The organism is Pseudomonas sp. MWU16-30323 (assembly GCF_020515595.1).
GTDB lineage: Bacteria > Pseudomonadota > Gammaproteobacteria > Pseudomonadales > Pseudomonadaceae > Aquipseudomonas > Aquipseudomonas yamanorum.
This window is the reverse complement of record NZ_JAIWYM010000032.1, coordinates 1-19,854: the sequence shown is the minus strand read 5'-3', so window position 1 is coordinate 19,854 and position 19,854 is coordinate 1. Positions and strand designations below refer to the sequence as shown.

Here is a 19,854-nt window from a genome sequence, read left to right as displayed (position 1 = left end):
CCGCAATACCTGCGTTCGGCCTCCGGCTTGTTGGGGCAGTCAGATCAAAAGCACAGCGGCCTCCCGGCCGGCTTGAGTGTTAGAAACCAGATCAAAAGCCAGAGCGAAAGCAGAGCTGCTTTTCTGTGGGAGCGGGCTTGCTCGCGAAAAACCTGAGAGCGCCGCGTTCATCCAGAATGCCCGCGTCATCGTTAACGACCTTCGCGAGCAAGCCCGCTCCCACATTTGGACCGTGCCCGCTTTTGATTTGGCTTTTGCTCTACAACACTTAAGCCGGCCGTTACCGCAACAATGGATATGTACCCAACCCCGACGCGCTAAATCGACAACCCCTTAAAGTGCTCCTGCAAAAACTCCACACACGCCCGCAACTTCCCGGAGTACGCCAACCGCGTCGGGTACACCGCCCACACGTTGGCGCTCTGGGTGTAGTCGTGCAGCACCTGCACCAGTTTCCCTTGTTCCAGCAGCGGCTTCACGTCCCACATCGAGCGTAGCAACACCCCACGCCCATCAAGCGCCCATTGCAAGACAATCTCACCGTTATTGGACGACAACGGCCCCCGCACGCGCACGCTGTCCTGCACGCCATCGCGCTCCAGGTGCCAGATGCCAAACGCGTTATCCCGCTCCTTGAGCACCAGGCAATCGTGCTGTTCCAGGTCACTCAAGTGCTGCGGTGTGCCACGGCGTTCGAGATAGGCGGGCGCCGCACACAGCACCCGGCGGTTGCTCACCAGCCGGCGGCCGATGTGTTGGCCGGGAATGTCGTCGCCCACGCGGATCTCCAGGTCAAAACCCTCGCTGACGATATCCACCACCCGGTCGAACAGGTCCAGGCGAATTTCCAGGTCCGGGTATTGTTCGGCCAGCAGCGACAAGGCTGGCGCCACATGGTTACGGCCGAAACCGAAGCTGCTGCACAAATGCAGGTGGCCGCGGGGGCTGTCGTGGGCGTCGGACAGTTCGTCGGACAGTTGCTGGAAATCTTCGAGAATACGCACGGCCCAGCGCTGCACCCGTTCACCGTCTTCCGTCAGGGCAATACGACGGCTGGTGCGGTGCAGCAGGCGAGTGGCAAGGGTGGTTTCGAGAATCTGGATACGCTTGCTGACGTAGGCAGGGGACAACCCCAGCTCATCGGCAGCCGCAGCAAAGCCGGCCTTGCGGATCACAGTCAGGAATACCCGCAGGTCTTCAGGTAGGGGCACGGTATCTTTCTTGTTGTTCATCAGAAACAGGCATGGCGGCATGAACCGCCAGAATAGCACCGGTGTGGTGAGGGAGCTTCTGTGGTAAGGGCGCTTGCTGTGGTAAGGGAGCTTGCTGTGGCGAGGGAGCTTGCTCCCGCTGGAGTGCGTAGCGCTCCCAAAGATCTTGGGGCCGCTGCGCAGCCCAGCGGGAGCAAGCTCCCTCGCCACAGGGGATCGGGGTTTAAGGGTTACTCGGCGGCGATCTTCGCCTGGGCGGCGGCCCGCGCATGTCGGCCGTGCTTGAGGGCGATGGGCGCCATTTTTTCGCGGTCCAGTTCCCCTTCCCACGCAGCCACCACCAGCGCCGCGACGGCATTGCCGATGATGTTGGTCAGCGAGCGGCATTCAGCCATGAACCGGTCCACACCCAGGATCAACACCATCGCCGCCACCGGCACCGTCGGCACCACCGCGAGGCTGGCGGCCAGCGCGACAAAGCCTGCGCCCACCACTGCACCGGCGCCTTTGGAGGTGAGCATCGCCACCGCCAGCAGGGTCAGTTGTTGCTCCAGCGTCAGGTCGATGTTGGTCGCCTGGGCCAGGAACAGCACCGCCAGGGTCATATAGATATTGGTGCCGTCCAGGTTGAAGGTGTAGCCGGTTGGCACCACGATCCCCACCACGCCTTTGGACGCGCCAAGGCTTTCGAGTTTCTGGATCAGCTGCGGCAGGGCAGATTCGGAGGAGCTGGTGCCCAGCACGATCAACAGCTCGGCTTTGATGTAGGTCAGCAGCTTGAAGATGCTGAATCCTACATAACGGGCGATGCTGCCCAGCACCACGGCGACGAAGAAAAACGCGGTGACGTAGAACGTGCCCACCAGTTTCAACAGCGGCAGCAGCGAACCCAGGCCGTACTTGCCGATGGTGAAGGCGATGGCCCCGAAGGCCCCGATCGGCGCGACGCGGCTGATCATCCCGACGATGCGGAAGAACACTTCGCTGGCCTGGTTGATCACGCCCACCAGGGGCCGGCCCTTCTCGCCGATCATCACCAGCCCGAGACCAAACAGCACCGACACAAACAGTACCGGGAGGATTTCGCCTTTGGAGAAGGCGTCGAAGAAGGTCGTCGGGATCACATGCATCAGGAATCCGGTGACACCTTCGCCGTGTTCGGCCTGGCCGACAAAACCGGCGATGGCCGAGGTGTCGAGGGTTTTCACATCAATATTGAAACCCACGCCCGGGTGCAGCAGGTGCGCGGCAAGGATGCCGATTACCAGGGCGATGCTGGAGACGATCTCAAAGTACAGCAGCGCCTTGCCACCCACGCGGCCCACCTGCTTCACGTCGTGCATGCTGGTGATGCCGGACACCACGGTGCAGAAGATGATCGGGCCGATGATCATCTTGATCAGCTTGATAAAACCGTCGCCCAACGGCTTGAGGTCGATGCCCACCTGCGGCCAGTGGTTGCCGATCAACACGCCCAGCACAATGGCGATGATCACCTGCACATACAGGGTTCCCAGCAGTTTTCTGATTGTCATTTTTATTATCTCGAGACGTTTTTTGGGCAAGCAGCTCCCGTCGCAGGCTGTTTCAAGCCAGCGGGGCGGGAGCGGTCAGGTCAGCGGTTCATAACGGCTCAGCGAAGGAAGGCCAGGACTTCGCCGAGCAACAGTTCAGGGGCTTCTTCAGCGATGTAGTGGCCGGCCGGCAGGGCCTTGCCACGTACGTCGGTCGCGACTTTCTGCCATTCCTGGAGGGGGTCGAAGCAGCGGCCGACGGTGCCTTCGGCGCCCCACATCACCAGCAACGGCAGTTCCAGGTGATTGCCGTTGTCGATATCGGTGCGGTCGTGCTCAAGGTCGATGCCGGCAGCGGCGCGATAGTCTTCGCAAATGCCGGTGGCGGTGCCGGGCAGCTTCAGGCAGCGCAGGTATTCGGCGAAGGCTTCGTCGGTGAACGGCTTGAGGCCGGCACTGCGGCTGCCCATGACGCTGCGCAAGTACAGCTCCGGATTGCCTTCGATCAGGCTCTCGGGCAACGGCGCTGGGCGGATCAGGAAGAACCAGTGCCAGTAGGCGCGGGCGAAGGCTTCGTCGGTCTGGGCGTACATGGCCAGGGTCGGTGCGATGTCCAGCAGGACCATGCGCTGCACGGCCTTGGGATGGTCCAGGGCCAGGCGATGGGCGACACGGGCGCCACGGTCGTGGGCCAGTACCGAGAATTCCTCGAAGCCCAAGGCCTTCATTAATTCGACGCCGTCGCGGGCCATTTCGCGTTTGGAATAGTGGGTGTGGTGGTCATTGGCGGCGGGCTTGCTGCTGTCGCCGTAACCGCGCAGGTCGGCGGCGACCACGGTGAAGTGTTCGGCCAGTTGCTCGGCGACCTTGTGCCAGATGACGTGGGTCTGCGGGTGCCCGTGCAGCAGGAGCAGGCCGGGACCTGTGCCGCCTTTGCGGTAGCAGATGTCCACGCCGTTGACGTGGCGCTGGTCTTTTTGGAATCCGGCGAACATGGAATGACTCCTTGTGATGATTGCCTGCATCCTGAAATCACACGGCGCCTGGGGCAAGGGGGAAAGCGTGGAGGGGTTGTTCATGAAGTGTGTTGAAGCCCGATCTTTCAGGCAGTGCCGGTCAACTGTGGGAGCTGGCTTGCCTGCGATGGCATCACCTCGGTGCGACTGATACATCGAGTTGCCTGCATCGCAGGCACGCCAGCTCCCACAGTTGGGTTGTGTCGCCCAGGCGACTTCATCCTTGCTTGAACAACGCCTCGGCCCGCTGGCGAACCTGCGCCTCGGTCAAATCCTCCTTGCGGGTGGCCAGGAACCACACGTGCCCGAACGGGTCTTTCAGTGTCCCGGAGCGGTCACCGTAGAACTGATCCTTGGGGGCTGAAATCGCGGTGCCGCCGGCCTTGATCGCCCGGGCGAACTGTTGGTCGACGTCCTGAACATAGAGATGCAGGCACACACTGGGGTGTTCTTTTCCCGGGCTGCCGAAAGACATTTCGCCACAGGGTGAGGCCATCATGATCGCCGAATCGCCAATGCGCAGTTCGGCATGGCCGATCTTGCCGTCGGGCATGTCCAGGCGCATGACTTCGGTGGCGCCGAAGGCTTTCTTGTAGAACTCGATGGCCTCAGCGGCTTTTTCGATACCCAGGTACGGCGTGATGCTGTGATAGCCCTCGGGAATGGGTTTAACGCTCATATCGTTCTCCTTGATTGTGGTGATGGAGGGACGGCCTTTTCACTATAGGCCACGTGTGCCGTGGCCTGCGGGCAGCCGACGAGGTGTTGGCCAGGCAACAGCAAACCGGCAGTTTGCTGCGCCGTGGGCGGTCTGCCGCGTGTACATCGGGCGCAAATCCTTGTGTTTGAAGGCCTGGCGCCTCAGGCACAGAAGCTGCAATAGCTCAGGTCAATCATTCGCCCGAGAGCGTTGTATGTCTGTACTGCCCGTATCCGCCGATTACCCGATTCACACGCCCCACGCCGAACTGATCCGCGACGAGGCCCAGGCCCTGGCCGTAGCCCATCGGGTCGCCGCCGTGTTGCTGGAGCAAGACGCTGAACGTGACCGCACTCGCCAGGTGCCGGTCGAAGTGGTCGACCTGTATTCCAACAGCGGCCTGTGGGGCATCAGCGTGCCTCGCGAGTTTGGCGGCGCCCAGGTGTCCTACGCGGTGCTGGCCCAGGTGATTGCGATCATCTCGGCGGCCGACCCGTCGCTGGGTCAGATCCCGCAGAACCATTACTGCCTGCTGGAAGACATCCGTCTACAGGGCACCCCCGAGCAGCAGGCGTACTTTTTCCGCCTGGCGCTGGAAGGGCATCGGTTCGCCAATGCACTGTCGGAAACCGGCGGCAAGAACGTCCAGGACATCCAGGCGACCATCCGCCGGCAAGGCGATGGCTATGTGATCAACGGTCGCAAGGGGTATTGCACCGGTTCGCTGTACGCCCACTGGCTGGCGGTGCTGGCGCTGGATGAACAGCAAAATGCGCAGTTGGCGTTCGTGCCCCGCGGCACTGAAGGCTTGGTGGTGGTCGACGACTGGGACAGCATGGGGCAGCGCACCACCTCCAGCGGCACGGTGCTGGCCGACGACTTGAAGGTGCCGGCTTTCAATCTGTTTCCTACCCATCGCTCCTACGATTCGCCGACGCTCGCCGGCCCTTTCGCACAATTGACCACCGCCGCCATCGACGCCGGCATCGCCCGTGCTGCGTTGCGTGACACGGTGCAATTCGTCCAGCAGTTCGCCCGCCCGTGGATTGATGCCGGGGTGGAAAACGCCAGTGAAGATCCGCTGACCATCATCCAGGTCGGTGCACTGGATATTCGTCTGGAAGCGGCGGAAGCCTTGCTGGAGCGCGCTGGAAAAGCCCTGGACGCCGCGCGCCCGGCACCCGATGAAGACAACGTCGCCCAGGCCTCACTGGCGGTCGCGCGGGCCAAGGTGCTGACCACTGAAATCGCCATTGAAGCCAGCAACAAGCTCTTCGAACTCGGCGGCACCCGTTCCACCTTGAAGAAGCACAACTTCGACCGTCACTGGCGCAACGCCCGGGTGCACACCTTGCATGACCCGGTGCGCTGGAAGTATCACGTGGTGGGCAACTGGTTGCTCAACGGTGCCAAGCCACCGCGTCACGACTGGTCCTGAACCATGGCCGAGCTGTTTAAAAACATCTACTGGGCCGACATCGGCCAAGCCTGCCTGGAAACCCTGAGCATGCTCACTGCGGCCCTGGGTTTTACCGTGCTGTTGGGGTTGCCGCTGGGGGTGGTGCTGTTCCTCACCGGCAAGCGCCAGTTGCACGAAACCCTGGTGGTGTATCGGGGGCTGTCGGTGGTGGTCAACGTTCTGCGTTCGCTGCCGTTCATCATCCTGCTGATTGTGCTGATCCCGGTGACCACCTTGCTGGTGGGCACCTCCCTGGGCGTACCCGGCACCATTCCGCCGTTGGTGGTGGGCTGTACGCCGTTCTTTGCGCGGCTGGTGGAAACCGCCTTGCGTGAAGTCGACCGTGGCGTGGTGGAAGCCACCCAATCCATGGGCGCCAGCACCTGGCAGGTGATCCGCCACACGCTGCTGCCGGAAGCCCGGGGCGGGCTGCTGGCAGCGGTCACCGTTACCGCGATTGTGCTGGTGGACTACACCGCGATGGCCGGGGTGATCGGTGGCGGTGGCCTGGGCGACCTGGCAATTCGCTATGGCTATCAGCGTTTCCAGACCGACGTAATGGTGGTCACCGTGTTGCTGCTGTTGGTGCTGGTGCAGGCCCTGCAAATGACCGGTGACCGTCTGGTGGCGCGTTACAGCCGCCGTTGATTCCTATCACTAATGCCTTCGGAGCAACCATGAAAAAATCCCTGGCCATCTTGGCCGCTGTCTTGTCCTTCAACGCCTTTGCCAACGAGACGCTGGTCATCGGCGCCACGCCCGTGCCTCACGCGGAGATTCTGGAGTTCGTCAAACCCGTGCTGGCCAAGGAAGGCGTGGACCTGCAAATCAAGGTCTTCACCGATTTCATCCAGCCCAACCAGCAACTGGCGCTGAAGAACATCGACGCCAACTACTATCAGTACCGGCCTTTTCTGGATGACTACAACAAAACCCGGCATACCCATCTGGTGCCGGTGGTTGGCGTGCACATCGAGCCGTTTGGTGCCTATTCGACCAAGATCAAAAACATCGCTGAGTTGAAAGACGGCGCCACGGTGTCGATCCCCAACGACCCGGTCAACACCGGCCGCGCGCTGGTGCTGCTGGATGAAGCCGGCCTGATCAAACTCAAGGACCCGAGCAACACCCTGGCCACCCCACGGGACATCGTCGAAAACCCCAAGCACCTGAAAATTCGTGAGTTGGAAGGGGCGTTGCTGGCCCGCTCGGTGAGCCAGGTGGACTTGGCATTCGTGTTCGCCAACTACGCCCTGGAAGCGGGGATCGACACCAACAGCGCGTTGATCGTCGAGAAGGGCAAGAGCCTGTACGTCGAGTACCTGGTAGCGCGCCCGGACAATATCAACGACCCGGGCATCCAGAAACTGGCCAAGGCGTTGAACTCCGATGAAGTGCGCCAGTTCATCCTGACCCGCTACAAAGGCCAGATTGCTCCGGGCTTCTAAGACCCAGACAGATCCAAGGTGGGAGCTGGCTTTTGTGGGAGCCGGGCTTGCCCGCGATGGCATCAGCGCGGTTCGCCAGAGGAACCGAGGTGTTTGCATCGCAGGCAAGCCAGCTCCCACATTGATTGGGTTTACACATCAAGGATCAGGGGTAGGCTCCACCAGTTGCGCGCCAGTCCCGCGCTCACCGAGAACGTCATCCTGATTACGCAACGGGCACGCCTCCAGCGACAGACACCCACAGCCAATACAGCCACTGAGGCTATCCCGCAGCAGCATCAGTTTGTCGATGCGCCGGTCCAGGTCCTCACGCCACGCGGCAGACAGGCGCTCCCAGTCAGCGGCGGTGGGCGTGCGGCCATCGGGCAGGGTTTGCAGTGCCTCATGGATCGTCGCCAGAGGGATGCCCAAACGCTGGGCAATCTTGATCACCGCCACCCGGCGCAACACGTCCCGCGAGTAGCGCCGTTGATTGCCGGCGTTGCGGCTGCTCTTGATCAAACCCTTGGTTTCGTAGAAGTGCAGGGCGGTAACGGCGACGCCGCTGCGCGCCGCCAATTGGCCGACGGTGAGTTCTTTGGTGACCATGAAAAAGCCCTTGACCTTGACTTAACTAGAGGTTTTACCCTGCGTGGCATTGAATCGCAAGATTTTGCCTACAGTGAGAGGGGAATGTTCATGCAGGTATTAGAGAAGAGTCTGAGTTTCACCCAGATGGTCGAGTTCCAGATCGAACCTCAGCAGCAATCCGCGTTGGTAGCGGCCCTGTCATCCCAAAGCGAGCGCCTGGCCCAGGACCACGGCGGCTTTATCAATGCCAGCGTGCAGGTCAGCGATGATGGCCGGCGGGTGCTCAGCTACTGGCAATGGCGCTCCCGCGAGGACGGTGAGGCGGCCTTCAGGTGTTTTGAGCACGGTGAAGAAGATTTCTGGACGCTGATACGCGCCCACCAGGCCACGGCAGTGACCTTCGGTTCGTTCCAGGTGCTGCGCAGTATCGAGCGCAGCCATGACAACGCCTTGCACTGCCGCCTAAATTGACAGGTGCAGCATGCGCTCGCCCTGTACGTTTTCGCCGGGGCGGCGCTTGTTCACGGCCAGCTCGCCGATCTTGATCAAGCGGGTACGCGTCACGTTGCGGCTCAGGCCCAGCAGGTTGGCGGTGTGCACCTGGTTGTAATGGCTGAAGCGGTAGGCGGCGCGCAGCAGTGCGTCCTCGACCTTTTCATGCAGGGCGCCGGCCTGTTCCTCGAAGAGTTTTTGAAAGGCGCGTTCCAGCAGGGCTTCGGCGCTATTGTCGGTGCCGTGCTGGCTGTCATCCTGACGCTCGATGCGCATGTTCGACAGGCGCAGGTCGTCGCGTTCGATCACGCCGTTGCGGCAGATCAGCAGGGTGTGATGGATCACGTTTTCCAGCTCGCGGATGTTACCCGGCCAACTGTAGCTTTTGAGTTTCTGCTCGGCCTCGCGGCTGATCGTGATCGGGCCGTAACCCAGGCGCTGGCTGTAGGCTTCGATAAAGTGCCGGGTCAGGGGCAGGATGTCGCCGGGCCGGTCCCGCAACGGGCTGAGTTCGAGGCTGACCACGTCAAGGCGGTAGTAGAGGTCTTCGCGGAAATGCCCGGCGTTGATGGCTTTTTCCAACTGAACGTTGGTGGCCGCCAATACCCGCACGTCGATGGGAATGCTTTTGCGTGAGCCCAGGCGCACCACTTCGCGCTCCTGGAGTACCCGCAGCAGCTTGACCTGAATCGCCATCGGCAAATCACCGATTTCATCGAGGAACAGGGTGCCGCCGTCGGCCTCTTCGAACCAGCCGGCCTTGGCGCTGAGGGCGCCGGTGAAGGCGCCTTTTTCATGGCCGAACAGCTCGGCTTCCACCAGGGATTCGGAAAACGCGCCGCAGTTTACCGCCACGAACGGCCGATTGCGCCGCGCGCTGAGGTTGTGGATATGGCGCGCCACCAGCTCTTTACCTGTGCCGGTTTCGCCGATGATCAGCACGCTGGCTTCGCTGGGCGCGACTTGCTGGATGTGCGCCAGCAGCGCCTGGGATTTCGGGTCTTCGAAGACCTGGGCCGTGGCGCGGATCGAGGTCGCAAGAGCGGGCGAGGGCGGTAAGGTTAAAAGCTGCATGGGCACCTCTTCTAGGAGTAGAACGTGGGAATCGGTAGGGACTGGTTCAACGCCCAGTCCCCCAGTTCGTGGAGTTTGTAATCCACCGGATCGTGCAAGGTTTGCGTGCGCAGGTTGCGCCAGTGCCGGTCCAGGCGCAGGGAGGCGTGGGTGGAGCGCGCGCCGGTGACTTCGAACAGGCGGCTGCACAGCTCCAGGCCGTTGCGGGTGGCGGCGACCTTGGCGGTGGCGATGGCAATGGCCAGTTCGCCGCGCTCGCTTTCGCTGAGGCTCGGGCCTTTGGCCCAGGCCTGGTCCAGTAGCTCGGCGGCACGTTCCACCAGCAGGCGCACGCCTTCAAGGGCGACCCAGAATTCGCCGTAGTGGTTGAGCACATACGGGTCCTGGCGGATGTCCTGCACCGTGGATTTATGCCAGGGCCGGGTTTCGGTCAGGGTGTAATTCCGGGCTTCGGCAAAGGCGCCTTCGGCGATGCCGAGAAACATATGGGTGAAGGTCAACTGGGCGATCAGCGGGCGCAGGCAGGCGAAGGGTGTGCTCAGCGGGCCGGGGTCGAGCAGCAATTCCGACTCCTCTACGCGTACCCGTTCGAAGCTGGCGCTGCCGCTGTCGGTCTGGCGCTGGCCGATGTTGTTCCAGTCATTGTGCAGGGTGATGCCGCTGCGCCCGCTGGGGATGGCGGCGATCAGCAGTTTGCCGCCGGCGCTTTCATCCACGGCCGATGCAATTAGCATTTCCGAGTCGCTGGCGCCGGAGCAAAAGCTCTTCTTGCCGGAGAATTCGCGCCAGCCTTTGTAGGCCTTGACCACCGTGCGCGTGTCCAGCGGGTTGAGTGCGTTTCCCCAGAACCAGTTTTTGCGCGCGGTTTGTTCGAACCAGGGTTGCCATTGCTCCGGGCGGGAGAACAGGCGAACGGTGGCGAGCATCAGGTGATGAAAGCCGAAGACGTGGGCGATGGAGCTGTCGACTTTGGCGAACTCGCGAACGATCTCCAGGGTCTCGCTCCAGCGGGCGCCGAGGCCGCCGTATTGGGTGGGGATGCTCAGGGCCAGCAAGCCGCTTTGGCGCAGGGCGTCACGTTCGGTCTTGGGTGTGCCGCCGCGCTCGTCACGTTCGACGGCGGTGAGGGCAAATTCGGCGGCCAGCAGTTTGGCTGTCTGCAACGGTGAGGGCAGGACGCTGTTGGGTTTGGCTGTCACGCGGGATTCCTCATGGTGTGCCGGGGCGTACCCCGGCAGACGGCAAGTCAGGCCTTGGCTTTTGCCGGCAGGACGTCGTTGGCAATCATTTCGCCGAACGGTCCGGTGAGGTTGGTGACGCCGCGCCCGGCCAGGCTCGCGTAGGGTTCAGGCAGCAGCGGGAACACCAGTTCGGCAAAGCGATACGCCTCTTCCAGGTGCGGGTAGCCGGAGAAGATGAAGCTTTCGATGCCCAGGTCCGCGTATTCCTTGATCCGCTCGGCAACTTGCTGGGGGTTGCCGACTAAGGCCGTGCCCGCGCCGCCACGCACCAGGCCGACGCCGGCCCACAGGTTGGGGGCGATTTCCAGGTTGTCGCGGCGCCCGTCGTGCAGGGCGGCCATGCGCCGCTGGCCTTCGGAGTCAAAGCGTGAGAAGGATTTTTGCGCGGCGGCGATGGTTTCGTCGCTGATGTGTTCGATCAGTTTGGCGGCGGCTTTCCAGGCGTCTTCTTCGGTTTCCCGCACGATCACATGCAGGCGAATCCCGAACTTGACGGTGCGACCGTGGCGGGCGGCGCGCTCACGCACGTCGGCGAGTTTTTCCGCGACGGCGGCCGGTGGTTCGCCCCAGGTCAGGTACACGTCGACTTGTTCGGCGGCGAGGTCATGGGCAGCGTCCGAGGAACCGCCGAAGTACAAGGGCGGATATGGCTTCTGCACCGGCGGGTAAAGTGCCTTGGCGTTCTGCACCCGCAGGTGTTTGCCTTCGAAGTCCACCGATTCGCCCTGCAACACGCGGCGCCAGATCTTGAGGAATTCGTCGGTCACTTCGTAGCGTTCGCTGTGATCGAGGAAGCTGCCGTCGCCACGGTTTTCGTCGGGGTCGCCGCCAGTCACCACGTTGATCAACAGGCGGCCATTGGACAGGCGGTCCAGGGTGGCGGCCATGCGTGCGGAGACGGTCGGCGAAATGATCCCCGGGCGAATCGCCACCAGGTAGCGCAGGCGTTCGGTCAGTGGCACCAGCGCCGAGGCGATGACCCAGGAGTCCTCGCAGGAGCGGCCGGTGGGGATCAGCACACCGTGGTAGCCGAGGTTGTCCGCAGCTTGGGCGACTTGTTTCAAATAGTTGAGGGTGACCGGGCGAGCGCCTTGAGTGGTGCCCAGGTAATGACCGTCACCGTGTGTAGGCAGAAACCAGAAAACATCCATGACAAATCCTTAAGCGATTTTCAGCAGAGAGGTGGGATGCGCGGCAAACAACGGCGCGGCGCGTTCTGCAGCAAGGCGAATACGGGCCTTCAAAGGCTCACTGGTTATTTGGTAGTCGGTGAAGTCGGCCTCGGTGGCGTACACGCCAATGGGCAGGGTCAGGGCCTGGAAGAAACTGAACAGCGGGCGCAACTGGTGATCGAGTACCAGGGCGTGGCGTTCGCTGCCGCCGGTAGCCGCCAGCAACACTGGGGTGTTGATCAGGGCGTTGAGGTCGACCAGGTCGAACAGATGCTTGAGCAGGCCAGGGTAAGAACCGCGATACACCGGGGCGGCGACGATCAGCAGGTCGGCCTGTTCGATGGCGTGCAGTTGCGCCTCGACGTCGGCGGGCAGTTCCTGGCGGGACAGTGCGCCGCCCAGCGGCCGGGCAATGTCGCCCAGTTCAATCAGGGTGGTCTGGATTGGCAATTGATTGGCCAGTTCGGCCAGCACGGCCTGGGTCAACACCAAGGTGCGGGACGGACGCCAGGTTCCGCCGGAGAGGGCAACGACATTCAGTGGACGAGTCATCAACAGTTCCTTTTTCAACAGTGGCTCAGGGCAAGAGCAGTAGCAGGGCTTGAGCAAGAGCTGTACCAAACCGTGCAGCCTTTGACTGGCGCGGGCTCTGTGCCAGGTGTCGGAAAATGGCGGTGTTGCCTGCCTGGTGTTTTGTTGAATGACTGTTGCCTGGGCAACAGTTGCCAGGCGAACAGTGGCGTGCGCGTTGAGGCCATTTATAGAGTGTTGTATTTATTCCGTAAATGAACGTATTTCCATATTTATAGTTCTTTATGGAATATGAGGTGTGGCTATCACGGGTGTCGCAATGGTTGATAGCGACTATCACGGCTGATGATTTTTCACCGTGCAGGGCCGGGAGTAGCCTGTGCTCATTGACTTCAGCCCGTTTCGCAGGACCTTCGCCATGAACCGTTTTCTCGCCATTTCCGTATTGCTTGTCACCTCAGTCCTTGCCGGTTGTGCGACACATTCGTCACCTGAACTGCGTGGGTACACGGCTGAAGAGAGCAAGGAACTGGCGCTGGAAGCCCTGAGCCGTCGGGGTCTGTCATTTGATGAATACCAACAGAAGAAAGCCGAGCTGAGCGGCCAGCCACAGAAAACCTTCGGTTTCGACCAGCAGGGTGAAATGAATGCCGGGCGCGGCGTGACGCTCCACGGTCGCCCCAGTTGAGTCAGTGGCCAGGTCTGAAGAACCCGAGGTTTCCCACAGGAACCTCGGGTTTTTTGTTTGCCATCCGTTTCCCGGAGCCTGTTAAGCTGAATTTCAGGAGCGTTCCTACGCACTTTTAAATAAAGTGGTCTTTCTTTAACGGCACGGGATCAGGTAAACCATCTTCCTTCCTGATCGCTGCCCCTGAGACGTTGTTCTCGGGAACATGCTCTGCGAGTCTTTAACGTCATGAATAAACGTCCGCTGTATTTCGACTACGCCGCCACCACGCCGGTGGATGAGCGGGTCATCCAGGTGATGGTCGAGTGCCTGGGCTTCAACGCCAACTTCGGTAACCCTGCGTCCAGTTCCCATGCGTTCGGCCAACAGGCCCGGAAAACGGTTGAACAGGCGCGAGGCCAGGTGGCTGAGCTGGTCGGCGCGGAGCCGGCACAGATCGTCTGGACCTCCGGTGCCACCGAGTCCAACAACCTCGCCATCAAGGGCGTCGCCCAGGCGCGAGGTGTGGCCGGCGGGCACATCATCACCAGCCAGATTGAACACAAGGCCACGTTGGATACCGCCCGCCAGTTGCAGGAAGCCGGGGTTGCGGTGACGTACCTGGTGCCGGACGCCGAAGGTTTGATCAGCGTCGAGGCGGTAAGCGAAGCATTGCGTGAGGACACCTTCCTGGTGTCGCTGATGCTGGTGAACAACGAGCTGGGCACCCTCAACGATATTCAGGCGATTGGCGCACGAGTGCGTGAGCACGGCGCGCTGTTTCACGTGGATGCGGCGCAGGGCGCGGGCAAGGTCGCGATTGACCTGGCTGAGTGGCCGGTGGACCTGATGTCATTTTCCGCCCACAAACTCTATGGTCCCAAGGGTATCGGCGCGCTGTACGTCGGCCCACGTGCGCAGCAGAAAGTGCTGGCGCAGATTCACGGCGGTGGTCATGAAGGCGGCTTGCGTTCCGGCACCCTGGCGACTCACCAGATTGCCGGCATGGGGACTGCGTTCGCACTGGCGGCCGCGTCCTTTGCCGAGGAGAAGGCGACCATTGTTGCCTTGCGCGAGCGCCTGCTGGAACAGCTGAATACGATTGCCGGGGTGCGCCTCAATGGCAGCCTTACCCAGCGTATTCCCCACACCTTGAGCCTGACGTTCAGCGAGGGCGAGTTCAATTCCGCCGCGTTGAGTGCCGGCATCGCCTTCTCGGCCACTTCGGCCTGCAATTCGGCGAGCAATGCTCCGTCCCACGTGCTTCTGGCGCTGGGCCATGATGCCCGCAGCGCAGGTCGCACCATTCGCTTGAGCCTCGGGCGGTTTACCACCGAGCAGGACATCGATCAGGCGGTACAACTGATCAAGGCCGCACTGGCCAGCGCACCGGCTTTCTGGGCCGTTTGACCCCATAACAATTATTAGTGGTTAGCAGGAGATACGATGAGCACACAGCCTTTGACCCATGGAACGGTTCCCCAGCGCCTGGCGCACACCCGCGAACTGATGAGCCGCGAGGGCATTCATGCCCTGTTGGTGCCGTCGGCCGACCCGCACTTGTCCGAATACCTGCCGGGTTACTGGCAGGGCCGTCAGTGGTTGTCGGGTTTTCATGGTTCGGTGGGCACGCTGATTGTCACCGCTGATTTCGCCGGTGTATGGGCAGACAGCCGTTATTGGGAACAGGCGACCAAGGAACTCAAGGGCAGCGGTATCGAGTTGGTCAAGCTGCAACCGGGTCAGCCCGGGCCGCTGGAGTGGCTGGCGGAACAGACGCCGGAAGGCGGTGTGGTGGCCGTGGATGGCGCGGTCATGGCCGTTGCATCGGCTCGCACTTTAGGCAGCAAGCTGGAGGCACGTGGTGCACGCTTGCGTACGGATATCGACCTGTTGAATGAAGTCTGGCAAGACCGCCCAACCTTGCCGAACCAGCCGATCTATCAGCATTTGCCGCCTCAGGCCACCGTCAGCCGTGGCGAGAAGCTCGCAGCCCTGCGTGCCAGCTTGAAGGAGAAGGGCGCCGACTGGCATTTCATCGCGACCCTGGACGACATTGCCTGGCTGTTTAACCTGCGCGGCGGCGACGTTTCGTTCAATCCGGTGTTTGTGTCCTTTGCCTTGATTGGCCAGCAGCAGGCGACGCTGTTTGTGGCCTTGAGCAAGGTCGACGCCGAGCTGCGCGCCGTGCTGGAACAGGATGGCGTGACCTTGCGGGATTACAGCGAAGTTGCGGCGGCGTTGCAGGACATTCCTTCGGGCGCCAGTGTGCAGGTCGACCCGGCACGGGTGACTGCTGGCTTGCTGGAGAACCTGGGCAATGGCGTGACGCTGATCGAAGGCCTGAACCCGACCACCTTGGCCAAGTCGCGCAAAAGCCTGGCGGACGCCGAGCATATTCGCCAGGCCATGGAGCAGGATGGCGCAGCCCTGTGTGAATTCTTTGCCTGGCTCGACAGCGCGTTGGGCCGTGAGCGCATCACCGAACTGACCATTGATGAACACCTGACAGCGGCCCGTGCCCGTCGCCCGGGTTATGTGTCGTTGAGCTTTAATACGATTGCCGCGTTCAACGCCAATGGCGCGATGCCGCACTATCACGCGACTGAAGAAGAGCACGCGCTGATCGAAGGCGATGGGTTGCTGCTGATCGACTCGGGTGGCCAGTACCTGGGCGGCACGACCGATATCACGCGGATGGTGCCTATCGGCACGCCAAGCGAAGAGCAGAAGCGCGACTGCACGCGTGTACTCAAGGGTGTGATTGCCTTGTCCCGCGCGCATTTCCCCAAGGGTATTCTTTCGCCGTTGCTGGACGCCATCGCCCGCGCGCCGATCTGGGCGGAAGGCGTGGACTACGGCCACGGCACCGGCCATGGCGTAGGCTATTTCCTGAATGTGCATGAAGGTCCGCAGGTGATCGCTTACCAAGCCGTCGCTGCGCCGCAAACGGCGATGCAGGCGGGCATGATTACGTCCATCGAGCCGGGCACTTATCGTCCGGGCCGTTGGGGCGTGCGCATCGAGAACCTGGTATTGAACCGTGAAGCGGGCAAGACCGAGTTTGGCGAGTTCCTCAAGTTCGAGACACTCACCCTGTGCCCGATCGACACCCGTTGCCTTGAGCCGTCGCTGCTGACGGTGGAAGAGCGCCAGTGGTTCAACGACTACCATGCCCAAGTGCGCGAGCGCCTGAGCCCGCTGCTCAGTGGCGCTGCGCTGGAGTGGTTGCAGGTGCGTACGGCTGCGATCTAGTTCAGCGCTTCACGCACAAAGTCCAGGCGATCCTGGCCAAAGAACAGCTGGTTGCCGACAAACAGGCTGGGGGCACCGAATACGCCACGTTGGATGGCGTGTTCGGTGTTGTCCTTGAGGGCCGCCTTGACCTCGTCATCATTGCTCAGCGCCAGGATTTCTTCGGGATCAAAGCCGTGTTCGGCCAGCACTGTGGCTACCACGGACAGGTCTCCCAAGTGACGGCCCTCTACCCAAAGTGCGTGGAACAGGCAGTCGATGAAGTCGAGAAAGCGCTCGGGCTGGCGCATTTGAATGCCGGTGACCGCACGCATCAACAGCAAGGTGTTGATGGGAAAGTGCGGATTGAACTTGAGCGGGACGTTGTAGCGCTGGGCATAGCGCGCCAGGTCCTGGAACATGTAGCGGCCCTTGGCGGGAACGGTGGCCGGCGACGCGTTGCCGGTGGCTTTGAATACGCCGCCCAGTAGCATTGGTTTATAAATCAACTGGGCTCCGGTTGTCGCGCATAGGCTTGGAAGCTGGGTATAGGCCAAATAGGTGGCCGGGCTGCCGAGGTCGAAAAAGAACTCCACGGTTTTACTCATGCTGGGTACTCGCTGTTTATTGTTATGGGGCGTGCTTACCAGGGTTCATTCCAGGGGCGCAGGTCCAGCTCGAAGGTCCAGGCGTCCCGCGGCTGGCTATGCAGGTACCAATAGTTATCGGCGATGTGTTCGGGGTTGAGAATACCGTCCTGATCCTTGAGGGCGTATTTTTGCGGGAAGTTGTCGCGGATGAAGTCAGTGTCGATGGCGCCATCCACGACCACGTGGGCGACGTGGATATTGCGCGGGCCCAGTTCGCGAGCCATGCTTTGCGCCAGTGCGCGGATCCCGTGTTTGGCTCCGGCGAATGCGGCAAAACCGGCGGCGCCACGCAAGCCGGCGGTGGCCCCGGTAAACAGGATGGTCCCGCGATTACGGGTGACCATGCGTTTGGCCACTTCCCGTGCGTTGAGGAAGCCTGAGAAACAGGCCATCTCCCAGATCTTGAAGTACTTGCGTGCAGTTTCTTCCAGGATACTGCACGGCACATTGGCGCCAATGTTGAAGACAAAGGCTTCAATGGGCCCCAACTCGGTTTCAATCTGTTCGATCAGGGCGATAACGTCCTCTTCCTTGCGCGCATCGCAGGCAAAGCCATGCGCTTCTCCGCCTGCAGCCTGGATGCTTTCCACCAAGGGTTGCAGTTTATCGGCGCTGCGCCGGGTAACGCAGGCGACATAACCCTCACGGGCAAAGCGCTTGGCGATGGCGCCACCGGTGGCATCGCCGGCACCCACTACCAGTACGATTTTCTTGTTGTTCGTCATGGGAGATCCTTTAGTAAACGATCGTTTGCCAAACGAACGTTATGCTACGATCCCACAGGCGTCAAGCGGACAACAGAGAGGGAAGTGATGCGATATTCGGCCAGTCATAAGCAGGAAACCAAAGAGAAGCTGCTGGATAGCAGTGCGGCCTTGGCGAAGAAAGAAGGGTTTGCCAGCATCGGGGTGGATGGCTTGATGAAAGCCATTGGCTTGAGTGGCGGTGCCTTTTATAGCCACTTCGCCTCGAAGGACGAATTGTTCAGCTCGATTGTCGAGCGTGAATTGAGCCATAGCCTTGAGCGCTTGAATGGCAATGGTGTGCAGAGTCGGGAACGGCTGGATCGCTGTTTGAAGTTTTATTTGAGCATGGCCCATGTGGAGCAGTCGGAGGCGGGCTGTGCGTTGCCGAGCCTGGGGGCGGAGATTGCACGGTCTGATGTGGCGGTACGCCAACAGGCGCAGGACTGGATTTGCCGATTGCAGGCGGGCTGGGCTGCAACGCTGGGCAGCGAGGATTTGGCTTGGTCGATTCTGTCGCAATGCATCGGCGCCTTGGTGGTGGCGCGGATGATGGTCAGCCCGCAGGTGCAGGCGCAGGTCATGTCATCGAACTACGATGTGCTCAGTCAACAGCTGTCGAGGCTGTGAGAGTGTCGACAGTTATTTGCAGATGACGATCATGCTTCGGCTGGTATAGCCGGCGGGGTTGAGGCCGAACGGGTAGTCGCCTGGGTCTTCGGCGTTGTCGCCTGACTTGGCGATGACTTTATAGCCTTTGGCGCCGCATGAATTGGCTGCACTGGCGTAGCACTTGTCCCAGGAGGAGGACAGGCCCGAGCAGTTGATATGCAGCCCCTTCTTTCCCCGTTTCACTTCGGTCTTGGTGGTCGCGGCACAACCTGCAATCGCCACAATCATCAACAGCATCAAAATTCGCTTCATTCCTATCCTTAATAGCCGCCTCGCTTAACAGCACGACGCTGGCTTTGCTCGCTCTCGACTGTAGCGTTCATGATGTCCTTATCTAAAATCTCCATGAGTGACACTGGGTTACGGCCTAAACATGGCCTAATTGAGCGGCAAATGCCAGAGGTACGTCAAATCCTGAATCAATCTGCGGGCACGAGTGGCTTTGATTCGTTACGCATGGTCAGGGTTGCGCCAACCGAGGCCAGAATAATGCAGGTGATCGCTAGCCACTGCGCCAAGGATAAGTGTTCTTGAAGGAAAAACAGGCCGGACAGGGCGCCGAATGCGGGCTCGATACTCATCAAGGTTCCGAATGTGCGGGCGGGCAGGCGAGTCAGCGCTACCATCTCCAGGGTGTAGGGCAGGGCGGTGGATAAAACGGCGACACCAATGGCGATCGGGATCAGGGAGGGAGTGAGTAATGCCGCGCCCGCGTGGACGATTCCGATCGGCGCGACAAACAGTGCGGCAATCATTACGCCTAGGGCGGCGGTTTGTACGCCGTTGTCAGCGCCGGCCTTTTGCCCAAAGAGAATATAGAGCGCCCAGCACACACCTGCGCCCAGTGCGTAAGCGGCGCCTGTCAGGTCGATGCCGTTGCTGGCTTCTCCCATGGGGATCAGCAGCAGAAGGCCAATGATGGCCAAGGCTATCCAGAGAAAGTCCACAGCGCGTCGCGAAGCATAAATGGCGACGGCTAGTGGGCCGGTGAATTCCAGGGCTACTGCGATGCCTAGCGGAACGGTCCGCAGCGACATATAGAAGAGGAAGTTCATTCCACCCAGGGCCATCCCGTAAACGATCACGGTCTGTAGCGACTTGGCTGTGAGCTTGGCGCGCCAGGGGCGCAATAGAAGCAACATGATCACGCTGGCGAAAATCAGGCGCAGGGTGGTGGTGCCTTGGGCGCCCACAATGGGGAACATGCTTTTGGCGAGTGATGCGCCTGATTGAATGGAGGCCATGGCAATGAGTAGCAGGCCGACCGGAAACAATGTCGAGGCCAGGCTACGGGGTGAAGTGGTCATTGAGGGTGTTCGTCCGAGGTCGTATTTAAAGAAGCAGAAGTGGCTATGATGCTTAACTGTGTGGCGATGAGCAATATATTGCTCAGTTTGTCCCGCATTTCTCTATATATAGGCAGATTTTATGATTGTCGGGACGAATTGATAGAAAAGCTA

General features: G+C 61.0%; 21 protein-coding genes. 8 read left to right on the top strand and 13 right to left on the bottom strand.

Annotation, left to right across the window (positions count from 1 at the left end; translation table 11 throughout):
• Positions 1–317: 317 nt before the first annotated feature.
• From LIY45_RS25855 to LIY45_RS25840, 4 genes are all read right to left on the bottom strand, one after another.
• Positions 318–1,232 carry a LysR substrate-binding domain-containing protein gene (locus LIY45_RS25855; protein ID WP_226478050.1) on the bottom strand — a complete coding sequence of 305 codons (915 nt, stop codon included), beginning with the start codon at positions 1,230–1,232 and terminating at the stop codon, positions 318–320.
• 209 nt (positions 1,233–1,441) lie between these two features.
• Complete coding sequence (dctA, locus tag LIY45_RS25850; protein ID WP_003207293.1) at positions 1,442–2,746, bottom strand: C4-dicarboxylate transporter DctA; 1,305 nt, start codon at positions 2,744–2,746, stop codon at positions 1,442–1,444.
• Positions 2,747–2,844: 98 nt separating this feature from the next.
• Entirely contained in the window at positions 2,845–3,720 is an 876-nt protein-coding gene (locus LIY45_RS25845) for an alpha/beta hydrolase (protein WP_226478049.1), read from the bottom strand.
• 238 nt (positions 3,721–3,958) lie between these two features.
• Positions 3,959–4,420, bottom strand: a complete 462-nt coding sequence (locus tag LIY45_RS25840; protein WP_226478048.1) for a VOC family protein — start codon at positions 4,418–4,420, stop codon at positions 3,959–3,961.
• Positions 4,421–4,655: 235 nt separating this feature from the next.
• On the opposite strand from LIY45_RS25840, the gene LIY45_RS25835 reads away from it, so the two are divergent.
• From LIY45_RS25835 to LIY45_RS25825, 3 genes are read left to right on the top strand one after another with little or no spacing between them, the layout of a single operon-like run.
• The gene (locus LIY45_RS25835) at positions 4,656–5,879 is read left to right on the top strand and encodes an SfnB family sulfur acquisition oxidoreductase (RefSeq protein WP_226478047.1); all 1,224 of its coding nucleotides are present in this window, start codon (positions 4,656–4,658) and stop codon (positions 5,877–5,879) included.
• Positions 5,880–5,882: 3 nt separating this feature from the next.
• On the top strand, positions 5,883–6,548 hold the full coding sequence (locus LIY45_RS25830) for a methionine ABC transporter permease (protein ID WP_226478046.1): 666 nt from the start codon (positions 5,883–5,885) through the stop codon (positions 6,546–6,548).
• Positions 6,549–6,577: 29 nt separating this feature from the next.
• Positions 6,578–7,348 carry a MetQ/NlpA family ABC transporter substrate-binding protein gene (locus tag LIY45_RS25825; RefSeq protein WP_226478045.1) on the top strand — a complete coding sequence of 257 codons (771 nt, stop codon included), beginning with the start codon at positions 6,578–6,580 and terminating at the stop codon, positions 7,346–7,348.
• 138 nt (positions 7,349–7,486) lie between these two features.
• Here the strand turns inward: LIY45_RS25825 and soxR are convergent, their stop codons facing one another.
• Entirely contained in the window at positions 7,487–7,936 is a 450-nt protein-coding gene (gene soxR, locus LIY45_RS25820) for a redox-sensitive transcriptional activator SoxR (protein ID WP_226478044.1), read from the bottom strand.
• A gap of 90 nt (positions 7,937–8,026) precedes the next feature.
• Here soxR and LIY45_RS25815 point away from each other — a divergent pair, with 90 nt between their 5' ends.
• Positions 8,027–8,389, top strand: coding sequence for an antibiotic biosynthesis monooxygenase (locus tag LIY45_RS25815; protein ID WP_226478043.1), 363 nt, complete (start codon positions 8,027–8,029; stop codon positions 8,387–8,389).
• Here the strand turns inward: LIY45_RS25815 and LIY45_RS25810 are convergent.
• From LIY45_RS25810 to msuE, 4 genes are read right to left on the bottom strand one after another with little or no spacing between them, the layout of a single operon-like run.
• Positions 8,381–9,484: a sigma-54 dependent transcriptional regulator gene (locus tag LIY45_RS25810; RefSeq protein ID WP_003210127.1), complete on the bottom strand. Its 1,104-nt coding sequence runs from the start codon at positions 9,482–9,484 to the stop codon at positions 8,381–8,383. The genes LIY45_RS25815 and LIY45_RS25810 overlap by 9 nt on opposite strands.
• 11 nt (positions 9,485–9,495) lie before the next feature.
• Entirely contained in the window at positions 9,496–10,683 is a 1,188-nt protein-coding gene (locus LIY45_RS25805) for an acyl-CoA dehydrogenase family protein (protein WP_226478042.1), read from the bottom strand.
• Between the two features lie 47 nt (positions 10,684–10,730).
• Positions 10,731–11,876, bottom strand: coding sequence for an FMNH2-dependent alkanesulfonate monooxygenase (ssuD, locus tag LIY45_RS25800; protein WP_003210130.1), 1,146 nt, complete (start codon positions 11,874–11,876; stop codon positions 10,731–10,733).
• Between the two features lie 9 nt (positions 11,877–11,885).
• On the bottom strand, positions 11,886–12,449 hold the full coding sequence (msuE, locus tag LIY45_RS25795; RefSeq protein ID WP_017476818.1) for an FMN reductase: 564 nt from the start codon (positions 12,447–12,449) through the stop codon (positions 11,886–11,888).
• Positions 12,450–12,846: 397 nt separating this feature from the next.
• Between msuE and LIY45_RS25790 the strand changes: the two genes are divergently transcribed.
• The 3 genes from LIY45_RS25790 (at position 12,847) to LIY45_RS25780 (ending at position 16,350) form a co-directional block, all read left to right on the top strand.
• Entirely contained in the window at positions 12,847–13,116 is a 270-nt protein-coding gene (locus tag LIY45_RS25790) for a hypothetical protein (protein WP_226478041.1), read from the top strand.
• 228 nt (positions 13,117–13,344) lie between these two features.
• Positions 13,345–14,505 carry an aminotransferase class V-fold PLP-dependent enzyme gene (locus LIY45_RS25785; RefSeq protein ID WP_226478040.1) on the top strand — a complete coding sequence of 387 codons (1,161 nt, stop codon included), beginning with the start codon at positions 13,345–13,347 and terminating at the stop codon, positions 14,503–14,505.
• A 36-nt stretch (positions 14,506–14,541) separates the two neighbouring features.
• Complete coding sequence (locus LIY45_RS25780) at positions 14,542–16,350, top strand: aminopeptidase P family protein (protein WP_226478039.1); 1,809 nt, start codon at positions 14,542–14,544, stop codon at positions 16,348–16,350.
• Here LIY45_RS25780 and LIY45_RS25775 read toward each other — a convergent pair.
• Positions 16,347–16,937 carry a 2-hydroxychromene-2-carboxylate isomerase gene (locus LIY45_RS25775; protein WP_226478038.1) on the bottom strand — a complete coding sequence of 197 codons (591 nt, stop codon included), beginning with the start codon at positions 16,935–16,937 and terminating at the stop codon, positions 16,347–16,349. The two genes, LIY45_RS25780 and LIY45_RS25775, sit on opposite strands and share 4 nt — an antisense overlap.
• 35 nt (positions 16,938–16,972) lie before the next feature.
• A complete protein-coding gene (locus LIY45_RS25770; protein ID WP_076016655.1) occupies positions 16,973–17,704 on the bottom strand; it encodes an SDR family oxidoreductase in 732 nt (243 codons plus the stop codon).
• 87 nt (positions 17,705–17,791) lie between these two features.
• Here LIY45_RS25770 and LIY45_RS25765 point away from each other — a divergent pair, with 87 nt between their 5' ends.
• Positions 17,792–18,352 (top strand): TetR/AcrR family transcriptional regulator, encoded by a 561-nt coding sequence (locus LIY45_RS25765; protein WP_226478072.1) that lies wholly within the window; start codon positions 17,792–17,794, stop codon positions 18,350–18,352.
• Positions 18,353–18,364: 12 nt separating this feature from the next.
• Here LIY45_RS25765 and LIY45_RS25760 read toward each other — a convergent pair whose 3' ends face one another.
• Together LIY45_RS25760 and rhtA are read right to left on the bottom strand one after the other, a co-directional pair.
• Positions 18,365–18,646 carry a hypothetical protein gene (locus LIY45_RS25760; protein WP_076016657.1) on the bottom strand — a complete coding sequence of 94 codons (282 nt, stop codon included), beginning with the start codon at positions 18,644–18,646 and terminating at the stop codon, positions 18,365–18,367.
• A 167-nt stretch (positions 18,647–18,813) separates the two neighbouring features.
• Entirely contained in the window at positions 18,814–19,701 is an 888-nt protein-coding gene (rhtA, locus tag LIY45_RS25755) for a threonine/homoserine exporter RhtA (RefSeq protein ID WP_226478037.1), read from the bottom strand.
• Positions 19,702–19,854: the final 153 nt, after the last annotated feature.

What these genes read in the sequence shown, in the direction of transcription:
- LIY45_RS25770 (WP_076016655.1), bottom strand. Translation starts at nt 17,704, where the DNA reads ATGACGAACAACAAGAAAATCGTACTGGTAGTGGGTGCCGGCGATGCC.
- LIY45_RS25760 (WP_076016657.1), bottom strand. Translation starts at nt 18,646, where the DNA reads ATGAAGCGAATTTTGATGCTGTTGATGATTGTGGCGATTGCAGGTTGT.
- msuE (WP_017476818.1), bottom strand. Translation starts at nt 12,449, where the DNA reads ATGACTCGTCCACTGAATGTCGTTGCCCTCTCCGGCGGAACCTGGCGT.
- LIY45_RS25815 (WP_226478043.1), top strand. Translation starts at nt 8,027, where the DNA reads ATGCAGGTATTAGAGAAGAGTCTGAGTTTCACCCAGATGGTCGAGTTC.
- LIY45_RS25835 (WP_226478047.1), top strand. Translation starts at nt 4,656, where the DNA reads ATGTCTGTACTGCCCGTATCCGCCGATTACCCGATTCACACGCCCCAC.
- LIY45_RS25765 (WP_226478072.1), top strand. Translation starts at nt 17,792, where the DNA reads ATGCGATATTCGGCCAGTCATAAGCAGGAAACCAAAGAGAAGCTGCTG.
- soxR (WP_226478044.1), bottom strand. Translation starts at nt 7,936, where the DNA reads ATGGTCACCAAAGAACTCACCGTCGGCCAATTGGCGGCGCGCAGCGGC.
- dctA (WP_003207293.1), bottom strand. Translation starts at nt 2,746, where the DNA reads ATGACAATCAGAAAACTGCTGGGAACCCTGTATGTGCAGGTGATCATC.
- LIY45_RS25855 (WP_226478050.1), bottom strand. Translation starts at nt 1,232, where the DNA reads ATGAACAACAAGAAAGATACCGTGCCCCTACCTGAAGACCTGCGGGTA.
- LIY45_RS25775 (WP_226478038.1), bottom strand. Translation starts at nt 16,937, where the DNA reads ATGAGTAAAACCGTGGAGTTCTTTTTCGACCTCGGCAGCCCGGCCACC.
- LIY45_RS25840 (WP_226478048.1), bottom strand. Translation starts at nt 4,420, where the DNA reads ATGAGCGTTAAACCCATTCCCGAGGGCTATCACAGCATCACGCCGTAC.
- LIY45_RS25830 (WP_226478046.1), top strand. Translation starts at nt 5,883, where the DNA reads ATGGCCGAGCTGTTTAAAAACATCTACTGGGCCGACATCGGCCAAGCC.
- LIY45_RS25810 (WP_003210127.1), bottom strand. Translation starts at nt 9,484, where the DNA reads ATGCAGCTTTTAACCTTACCGCCCTCGCCCGCTCTTGCGACCTCGATC.
- LIY45_RS25845 (WP_226478049.1), bottom strand. Translation starts at nt 3,720, where the DNA reads ATGTTCGCCGGATTCCAAAAAGACCAGCGCCACGTCAACGGCGTGGAC.
- LIY45_RS25780 (WP_226478039.1), top strand. Translation starts at nt 14,542, where the DNA reads ATGAGCACACAGCCTTTGACCCATGGAACGGTTCCCCAGCGCCTGGCG.
- rhtA (WP_226478037.1), bottom strand. Translation starts at nt 19,701, where the DNA reads ATGACCACTTCACCCCGTAGCCTGGCCTCGACATTGTTTCCGGTCGGC.
- ssuD (WP_003210130.1), bottom strand. Translation starts at nt 11,876, where the DNA reads ATGGATGTTTTCTGGTTTCTGCCTACACACGGTGACGGTCATTACCTG.
- LIY45_RS25790 (WP_226478041.1), top strand. Translation starts at nt 12,847, where the DNA reads ATGAACCGTTTTCTCGCCATTTCCGTATTGCTTGTCACCTCAGTCCTT.
- LIY45_RS25825 (WP_226478045.1), top strand. Translation starts at nt 6,578, where the DNA reads ATGAAAAAATCCCTGGCCATCTTGGCCGCTGTCTTGTCCTTCAACGCC.
- LIY45_RS25785 (WP_226478040.1), top strand. Translation starts at nt 13,345, where the DNA reads ATGAATAAACGTCCGCTGTATTTCGACTACGCCGCCACCACGCCGGTG.